Raw genomic sequence first — 7464 nt, 5'->3', positions numbered from 1 at the left:
GGCGCTGCGCCGGGGAGAGTCACGGCGGCGGCGTGAAGGGAGTGTAGGTCGCGCCCAACCGGTCGTGCACGTCAGGATGTAGGCGCCCGAAGGGGCAAGCCCGCTCCGCTCGTCGGCCACGCCGTCGGACTGTCGAGCAGATGCTGCCGGAGCAGGTCGGTGATCCAGATTGATTCGTGCTGGGCGACGCCGCGCGGTTCATGGCCGGCGGAGGACGCCTCGCGTGGCATCGGTCGGGTGACCCGTTGGATCACGACGCTCGGACCGGCGAGCTCTGGCGCGCCGGAGCGCGCGCAGCGTCGCCCGTGCGAGGCGTCGTGCGAGGTTGACTGCCAGTACCGTGCCGCTGGCCCACGGCAGGACGAGCAGGATGATCTGCACCGCGGCGAGCACGGCAGCGGCGGGCCGGAAATCTGCACCGGCCCCCGCGAGCGTGACCGCGTGCTGCTCGAGCGCCGCCCACGCGGACGGCGCGAGCTCGGGGGCGAGCACGATGAACAGCACGATCCACCACGCCAGGAACGGGACCACGAGCGCCACCCAGGCGGTGACCGTTCGCCGGACCCACGGCCGGAGCTCGCGGACGGCCGCCGGTGGTGTGCGGCGGGGGTGCAGCAGCGAGGTGAGGACGGGGCGCATCCGGGCGAAGAGGTCGGGCACCCCGACGAGGTCGGCGAGGACGTAGTAGCCGTCGAGCCGCAGCGAGGGCAGGAACTGCCATGCCGTCTCGAGGTGCAGCAGCGCCACGGTGGCGAGCAGCCACGGCGAGCCGGTCGCGAGGTACGCAGCCCCGAGGGCTGCCATGGCGATAGCGTTGAAGTAGACCCCGCCGAGGTCGGTCCGCAACCGTCCCGCTCGCGAGAGCCGGTAGGCGTCGGTGACCGTGCTGTAGAACGCGGGCCAGACGATGTAGACGCCCACGCCCATCGAGCCCGGGACCGCGCCCCCGTACCGGCAGGCGGCGACGTGGCCGCTCTCGTGGAACACCCCGACGAGGGCCACCGTCCCGAGCAGGGCGAGCGTCGACGTCGGGTCGGCGACCAGGTGGTGGCCGCTCGCGACCAGTCCGGACCAGCCCGAGCGCGCGACGAGCGCGACGTCCACCGCGACGAAGGCGGCGAGCAGGACGGCCACGGCGGCGGGGTGGAAGAGCGGGCGGAAGGTGCCCGCGATGCGCCACACCAGGTGCTCGGGGACGAGCGCGCGGCGCATCCGGAGCATGAGCAGGTGGTCGCGGCGCGGCGATCGGTCCGCCGGGACCGGCACGGCGGCGCAGGTCTCCCCCGGGGCGGACGGCACCGTGATCACACCCGCCGGGGCCAGGCGGTGCTCGACGAGGAACGCGACGCGGTCGCGGCCCTGTCCGCCGCCGAGGTCCTCCGGGAACTCCTCGGCGAGCACGGCGGCGATCGCGGCGAGGTCGCGGGACCCGTCGGCCAGGGACGCGACCCGGTAGAGCAACGACGGGAGCTGGGCGACCTGCCCGTCGCCGCGGCGCAGGAGGTAGCGCGGTTCCCGGAACCCGGAGCCCTGGTAGGGCCCGAGGAGCTCGACACCGGGAGCGCGTTGCGGCAGCCGGGCGGCCGGATCGGCCGCCGTGTCGTCGCTGGTGGTGGTCACGTCTTGTCCCCGATCCCCATGTCGCGCGGCGTCGCGCGAAGATGAGAGGGGCGGGGCGGGGCTCACGCGTCGAGCCCCGCCCCGCCCCTGCTCAGGTCGAGCCTCAGCTCTCCCAGTTCTCCGAGCTGTCGGAGTCGTCCGAGTACTCGGAGTTCGACTCCGAGTTGTCCGAGTTGTCGGCGTCGCCGCCGTCACCGCCGTTGCCGCCGTCACCACCGTCGGCGTCGCCGGTGTCCCCGGTGTCACCCGAGTCGCCGGCGTCGCCGGACTGGCCGCCGTCGCCGCCGTCGGCGCCGGCGTCGTTCGACTGGTCACCGTCGGAGAAGTTCGCGGCGTTCACCGCGAGCCCGCCGGAACCGCCGTCGGCGTCGCCGCTGTCGCCCCCGTCACCGGAGTCACCGCTGTCGCCGCTGGTGGCCCCGCCACCGTCACCGGCCTCGCCGCCGTCACCGGCGTCGCCGCCGTCACCGAGCAGGAATGCGGTCATGACCGTACGCGCGGGCAGGAGCTCCACGACCTGGTCGTCGAACTCGATGCTGTGCTGCTCAGGCATGCAGACCTTTCCTGTTCCACATCGCCCCACGGGACCGTGGGACACAGAGCGAAGATCGCCCTGCGTCCACAGGCTCGGTCGAGGAACGGTTCCCGCACACCGTGGGCGAGAACACCGTCCGTCCCCGCCCTCGGTCATCCGGTTGCGGACGACCGATTGACCACCACCGATCGGACCGAAGCTGTCCTGCCACGCGCCGGGCAGTCCACGAATGGGGGACAACCGGGAAATAGGCCTGATCGGCTCCGGTCGCGGTCACGCCGGATCTGTGAGAAGGGGCGGGACTGATGCCGGTCGGCCGGCGACGGCTCCTTGGGCCGCGACACCGCCCAACGAAGAGCCACACCGGCAGGAGCGTCCAGGTGCGCACGCCTGCGGCGACCACGACGACCAGGGCGTGCGCCGCACCCCGGGGGCTCGGCGCAAGCAGGTCCGCGACTCCGGGCCGGCAGTGACCGAACCGGCTTACGGCCGCAGGGTCGAGGACGACGAAGGAAGGGGCTGCGCCGGTGAGAGGGCCGAGCGTGTGGGGCCGTCCCACATCGGCGCGGGCTGCCAACCATCGTGACCGGCGAGCCCACAAGGCACGCGCGACGTCACGTGAAGACGACAAACGAGCGTTGTTCGGTGCGCGCTGCAGTGGCTGGTGGTGCGTGACCTGCAGGAGATCGAGACTGTGACGTTCTGGAAGAACGGTCCCGAGATCGAGACCGGGGAGATGCGCACCGAGGACATCGGCACCGAGGTCTTCCTGCTGCCGGCGGCGACGCACGTCGAGAAGGCCGGCTCTTTCACCAACGCCAGCGGCTGCTGCAGTGACGCCACCGGGCCGTCGAGCCGCCCGGCACGTCAACATCATGGACACCAAGACCGGCACCTGCGACGGCGTCGCGGGACGGCGGCCGCGGGGGCCGGCGCTGCTCGCCTTCGCAAACGAGTACCGACGGCGGGCCGGCATCGCCGTCGACTGACCAGCGCGCTGCTGAGAGCCCTGTGTCAAGCCACCGACGCGAGCTGTTGTTGGAGTCCGCGGTGGAGGTCGGGCTCGCAGGTGTTGTGGTTGGTCCAGCAGTGCGTTTCCCCGCTGGCCCTTCGAGCGGGTCGCTGTCGACCGGCGGGATCTCCGGCGCGTCTCCTTCCTCGAGGTGTCGGCCCGCGCCGCGTCGCCGGTCGGAGGGGAGCCGCTCGGTGCGACGCGGTCACGTCGCGATCGCGAGGTCGTCCGCAGCCGTGCGCTCGCGGCGTTCGTGGCGGCGACGCCGGAGGAAGAAGAGGAGGATCATGACGCTGACGACCGCGGCGTAGGCGCACCAGATCGAAGTGAAGCTGCTGGCGAGCAGGATCTGCGTGGCAGTCAGGCCGATGAGGTTGGCGATCCCGAAGGCGACGATCCAGCGGTAGCCGGAGCAGAGCGCCGCCCCGACGACGGCCACCACGTAGGCGACGGCGAACAGGCCGACCAGCGATCTCTCGTTCTCGTAGGCGATGCTGTGGTCGACGATGCGGCAGGTGACTGGTTCGGCGACGTCGACCCAGAACAGGTAGACCCCCGCGGCGATCCCGAGCAGGAGGAACGGGGCGATCAGCAGCTGGCGGCGCCGTGACGGTTCGATGAGCAGCACGCCCAGTGGCATCAGCGCCGGGAGCACGCCCTGGGCGTAGAGCAGGTAGAAGTACGCCGCGCCGGCCCCGACGCCGGGGGAGACCTGGCCCTGTAGGCCCAGCCAGACGAAGCCCTCGGCGAACTGGTGGATCGCGAACAGCAGGGGCAGCGAGGCGAACACCACCTCCCGGGGCTCGCGGACCTGGGCCAGTGTCGCGATGCCCACGGCGCCCACCACCGGGCTGCCGACGAAGTTGGCCGTCGCGGAGAAGCACATCGTCAGGTCTGTCCTCGGGGTCGGGCTGGGTCGGGCTGGCGGGTGTGCCCGACGACGGCTCGCCGCGAACGTCGGCCGTTGTTCCTCGGGAATCGCGAGGGCGGTCTGGTTGCGGTGCCGGGAGGAACCGATCGGGGGCCGAGAGCTGCCCCGGGCGCTGACGGCCCGGGTCGGCTGCTGGTTTCTGCTGCGGGCCACCCCGCTCGTCGTTCTGGCGGCGCCGTCGGCGACGAGCAGTCGGACCGGTTGGTCGACGACCGCGGGTGACCGATCGGCCGCGGCGCAGGCGGGCGACCACGCGATGGGTGAGCAGGACCGCATCAGAGCAACGGCACCGGCCAGGACGGCGGCGTCGGCGACGGTGGCCGCGCGTCCGAACCTGGCGCCGCGTTCACCACGGCCGCGATGTCGAAGGGGCGAGCTGGACGAAGGTGCGCGGCGGTGAGGAACAGCAGGACCGCCTTGATCGTGGTGCCACGTGTCGGCCCTCGGCCCGACGAACCAGCTCGTCGGCGCCTCCTTCGGCGACGGTGTCGAGCGGGCTCAGAAGTCGTGGCCGAGGTCGGTCGGGGTGCCGTGACGTCCGGGCAGACGCTGCAGGTGGACCTGGCGGACGAGGCGGATGGCTGGCCGGATCAGGAGCTCGATGCGGCCGACGACGAACAGCCAAAGCAGTTCGTGGTGACCGAGGACGAAGACCAGTGGTCGGGGATCGGTGTCGGCGGTGCCCACGGACGGGTCTCCTTCACCATGGATTCGAGCCGGTCGTCGCGGGGGCGTGCGCCTGGAGGCAGACAAGACTGCTCGTCTCCTCGGGGTCGCCGGATGCGTGAGCGTCGAGGACGAGTGAGCGGCTGAGCAGCAGGGGTCCCGCGGCGAGTAGGACGCCCCTACCGGGCGGTCAGCGGCTCCGAGCCCTGAGGTTCGCCCCGACTCACTTGAGCCCGCGCCTCACCGGCGGTTGCCCGCCCGCCCGCGGGCGGGTCGGGAACGGCCGGGAGTCGACGCGTCAGCGGGCGGCCAGGGCGTCGTAGGCCACTCCGGTGGCGGCGGCGTAGACGAGGTGGTGCCACGCGTCGGTGGCGGCCGCCGAGGCTCCGTAGCGCGGGGTCGGTGACCCCAGTCCGAGCGCGGGCATGATGACCTGCTCGGACCCGAGGACCGCGACCAGGTGCAGGAGGGAGGCCAGCGGGCCACGTTGCCCGGCTAGGTCGAGCGCACCGCGACCCAGGCCCCAGGCGGTGCCGTAGCCCCAGTGCGCGAGCGTGTTGAGCTTCTGCTGCGCGGTGTCGTCGGCGGGCCGCACCCCGGTGACCTCGGCGACCGCCTGCGCGGGAGTCGAGCTCGCACCCCGATCGTTGATCTTCATTTCGACGGTGCTGGACACGGTCATCGCCGCGGTGCCGGCGAGGCCGGAGAGCAGACCGCGACCGACCGCGAGGCTGACGCGGTCGAGGAGGCGGGCGTGTCGATGGGTGCGCACAGGCGGAGTCCTCTCGTTCGAGTGGTCCCGACGAGCCCCTGGGTGGAATCGCGGATACGGGAACCGGGTCGGATCGCCGCAGGGCGGGTAGAGCAAACCGCGATGGGGTCCGGCCCGGGTGGCTCGCCGGCGGGCGCGGTGACCCACTTCGATCGCTGGACGCAGTTGTCTTCCGCCGCCGCCCCGAGCGTGGCGGGGCAGCACCCCACCACTCCAACCCAGGGCCTACAGCCCCCCGGCCGTCTCGGATTGCGGCCACGCCCGCTGAACGGCGGCCCGACGAATCGGTAGGGCGCTACCGATCGGCGGTACAGCCGGAGCGCTCCGTGTTCCGCCCTGAAGCGCTGGTGTCGCATGCGGGGTGCGTGTCTCCTATCGCAGGACGCTGAGCAGCGTCCGGGCGCCCACTGAGTGGTCAAGTCTCTGGGCCGTGGTGGTTTCCAGGAACGGTGCCCCGTCTTTTTACCGGTGAGGCAGTGCCCCGGTGTGCAACCCGAACAGGTCGACTCGATGGTCGCCGCGATGAAAAGGCCGCAGCACAGTTGATCAACTCTCGAACCCGTTGCTCGGGAGCGTGCAGAGATGTTGCGCGAGATCGTGGTCGCCGTGCCCGGCGCCGCCCACGCCGGCATCACTCTGCCCAGGGCGCCTCGCTGGCCGCCGTCCACCGAAGCCCACGCACCCGGGCAGTCGGCGGAGGAATCTCAGGGGTACTTTCTGGTTCGATCTTGCTTCGCTAGGTGCGCGATCAGCTCGCGACCACCCGCGAGCGACGGCCCACAAGCTCAGCCTGCGCGCGGACGGCCGTGCGCGCTACGGCCACTCCGCGTCAGCTCAAGATTTCCTTGTCGCGGCCCTTCGCTCGATGGCTTCGTCCACCAGCCATTGGGCGACGTCGACAAGCTTCATGTTCGTCTGCTGCGACGACTGGACGAGCATCTCGAAGGCTTCGTCCGGATCGAGGGTGAAGCGCTCCATGAGCACGCCCTTGCCTTGTCCGATGACGTCGCGAGAGGCCACCGCAATTCCGAGGTGAGCGGCGTGGTCGGCGCCGTAGAGCAGCGCGCCGACCTGGGTGGCGAACAGCCCTGCCGTGACGACCGCGGTCGCGTCGAAGGCGTCGCGCTGTCCGGAATACAGGTTGAGCGCGGACCGAACTCCACCCCGTTCGCTAACGACCGAGGTCGACAGCATCGAGTGAACGCCGGCTTCCACTGCGTAGGGCGCGAACCGGGGCCAGCGATGAGCGTCGGAGCCCTGCAAATCGCGGGCGAGCAGGCATCCGTCGGCCGGTGGATCGAGGGCGGCGCTGATGCACGGCCCCTCTTCCAGCCGGTTCTGGAGCTGGTCGAGCTCGTAGACCGCGTGGGTGGTGGCGTGACTCGTCTGGATCTCGCGGTTGTTGGTGCGCGAGAGTCCACCACCGGTAGCCGCCGGAACCAGACCGACGGCCGAAACGATGAGCTGGCTCAGCAGGGTGTCCCGATCACGGATGCTTCGCATGTCTATCAAGCCCTGTGCCGCATCACGCATCGTGTGGACAAGATTGATGTCGGGCGTGCCCATCAGGTGCGGGCCCCTCAGACGAAGGTGCTCCTGAACCCGTTGGCAGGACGCCGAGGGGCAGGCTGGTCAAGGGCCATATGGTTGACGCCTTCTCCCCACGGTACTTGCGGTTCGCTTGTTGTCCACAACCGAACGCCCACGAATCTTGATCTTGCGAGGAGCCCACGGCCGCTATGTCGGCGGCGTCCGCTGTGCCGGCATCCTGACAACGCCGCCGTCGGGGAGAGGCCACGTCTTGACCACCACTTCCCGGTCCCGGATACATCTCTGGTGCGGGTCTCCTGAGGCCGGTGCTCTGGTCCAGGGCGGAGCGCTGGCCGCCGGAGGAACCTGAGCATGTCGGAGTCAGTCGTCCGGGCAGA

6 protein-coding genes and 1 pseudogene are annotated in these 7464 nt (G+C 71.1%); 1 reads left to right on the top strand and 6 read right to left on the bottom strand.

All coding sequences use genetic code 11. The features are described from left to right. Positions 1 to 198: 198 nt before the first annotated feature. Positions 199 to 1620, bottom strand: coding sequence for a hypothetical protein (locus WCD41_RS30970; RefSeq protein ID WP_337719116.1), 1422 nt, complete (start codon positions 1618 to 1620; stop codon positions 199 to 201). Between the two features lie 103 nt (positions 1621 to 1723). After that, entirely contained in the window at positions 1724 to 2173 is a 450-nt protein-coding gene (locus tag WCD41_RS30965; protein ID WP_337719115.1) for a hypothetical protein, read from the bottom strand. A 634-nt stretch (positions 2174 to 2807) separates the two neighbouring features. On the opposite strand from WCD41_RS30965, the pseudogene WCD41_RS30960 reads away from it, so the two are divergent. Beyond that, positions 2808 to 2989: pseudogene (locus WCD41_RS30960) on the top strand (hypothetical protein); the annotation flags it as partial. Positions 2990 to 3372: 383 nt separating this feature from the next. On the opposite strand, the gene WCD41_RS30955 reads toward WCD41_RS30960, so the two are convergent. The 4 genes from WCD41_RS30955 to WCD41_RS30940 all read right to left on the bottom strand — a co-directional run bounded on the left by WCD41_RS30955 (position 3373) and on the right by WCD41_RS30940 (position 7102). Continuing rightward, the gene (locus tag WCD41_RS30955; protein WP_337719114.1) at positions 3373 to 4053 is read right to left on the bottom strand and encodes a DUF6629 family protein; all 681 of its coding nucleotides are present in this window, start codon (positions 4051 to 4053) and stop codon (positions 3373 to 3375) included. Between the two features lie 543 nt (positions 4054 to 4596). After that, on the bottom strand, positions 4597 to 4785 hold the full coding sequence (locus WCD41_RS30950; RefSeq protein ID WP_337719113.1) for a YrhK family protein: 189 nt from the start codon (positions 4783 to 4785) through the stop codon (positions 4597 to 4599). Between the two features lie 277 nt (positions 4786 to 5062). Beyond that, the gene (locus WCD41_RS30945) at positions 5063 to 5536 is read right to left on the bottom strand and encodes a hypothetical protein (protein ID WP_337719112.1); all 474 of its coding nucleotides are present in this window, start codon (positions 5534 to 5536) and stop codon (positions 5063 to 5065) included. Between the two features lie 834 nt (positions 5537 to 6370). Beyond that, positions 6371 to 7102, bottom strand: a complete 732-nt coding sequence (locus WCD41_RS30940; RefSeq protein WP_337719111.1) for an ANTAR domain-containing protein — start codon at positions 7100 to 7102, stop codon at positions 6371 to 6373. Positions 7103 to 7464 lie beyond the last annotated feature (362 nt).

It is taken from the genome of Actinomycetospora aeridis (assembly GCF_037400275.1).
Lineage (GTDB): Bacteria > Actinomycetota > Actinomycetes > Mycobacteriales > Pseudonocardiaceae > Actinomycetospora > Actinomycetospora aeridis.
Note: the sequence above shows the minus strand (reverse complement) of the source record. Positions and strands in the feature narration are given on the sequence as shown.

What these genes read in the sequence shown, in the direction of transcription:
- WCD41_RS30965 (WP_337719115.1), bottom strand. Translation starts at nt 2,173, where the DNA reads ATGCCTGAGCAGCACAGCATCGAGTTCGACGACCAGGTCGTGGAGCTC.
- WCD41_RS30955 (WP_337719114.1), bottom strand. Translation starts at nt 4,053, where the DNA reads ATGTGCTTCTCCGCGACGGCCAACTTCGTCGGCAGCCCGGTGGTGGGC.
- WCD41_RS30940 (WP_337719111.1), bottom strand. Translation starts at nt 7,102, where the DNA reads ATGGGCACGCCCGACATCAATCTTGTCCACACGATGCGTGATGCGGCA.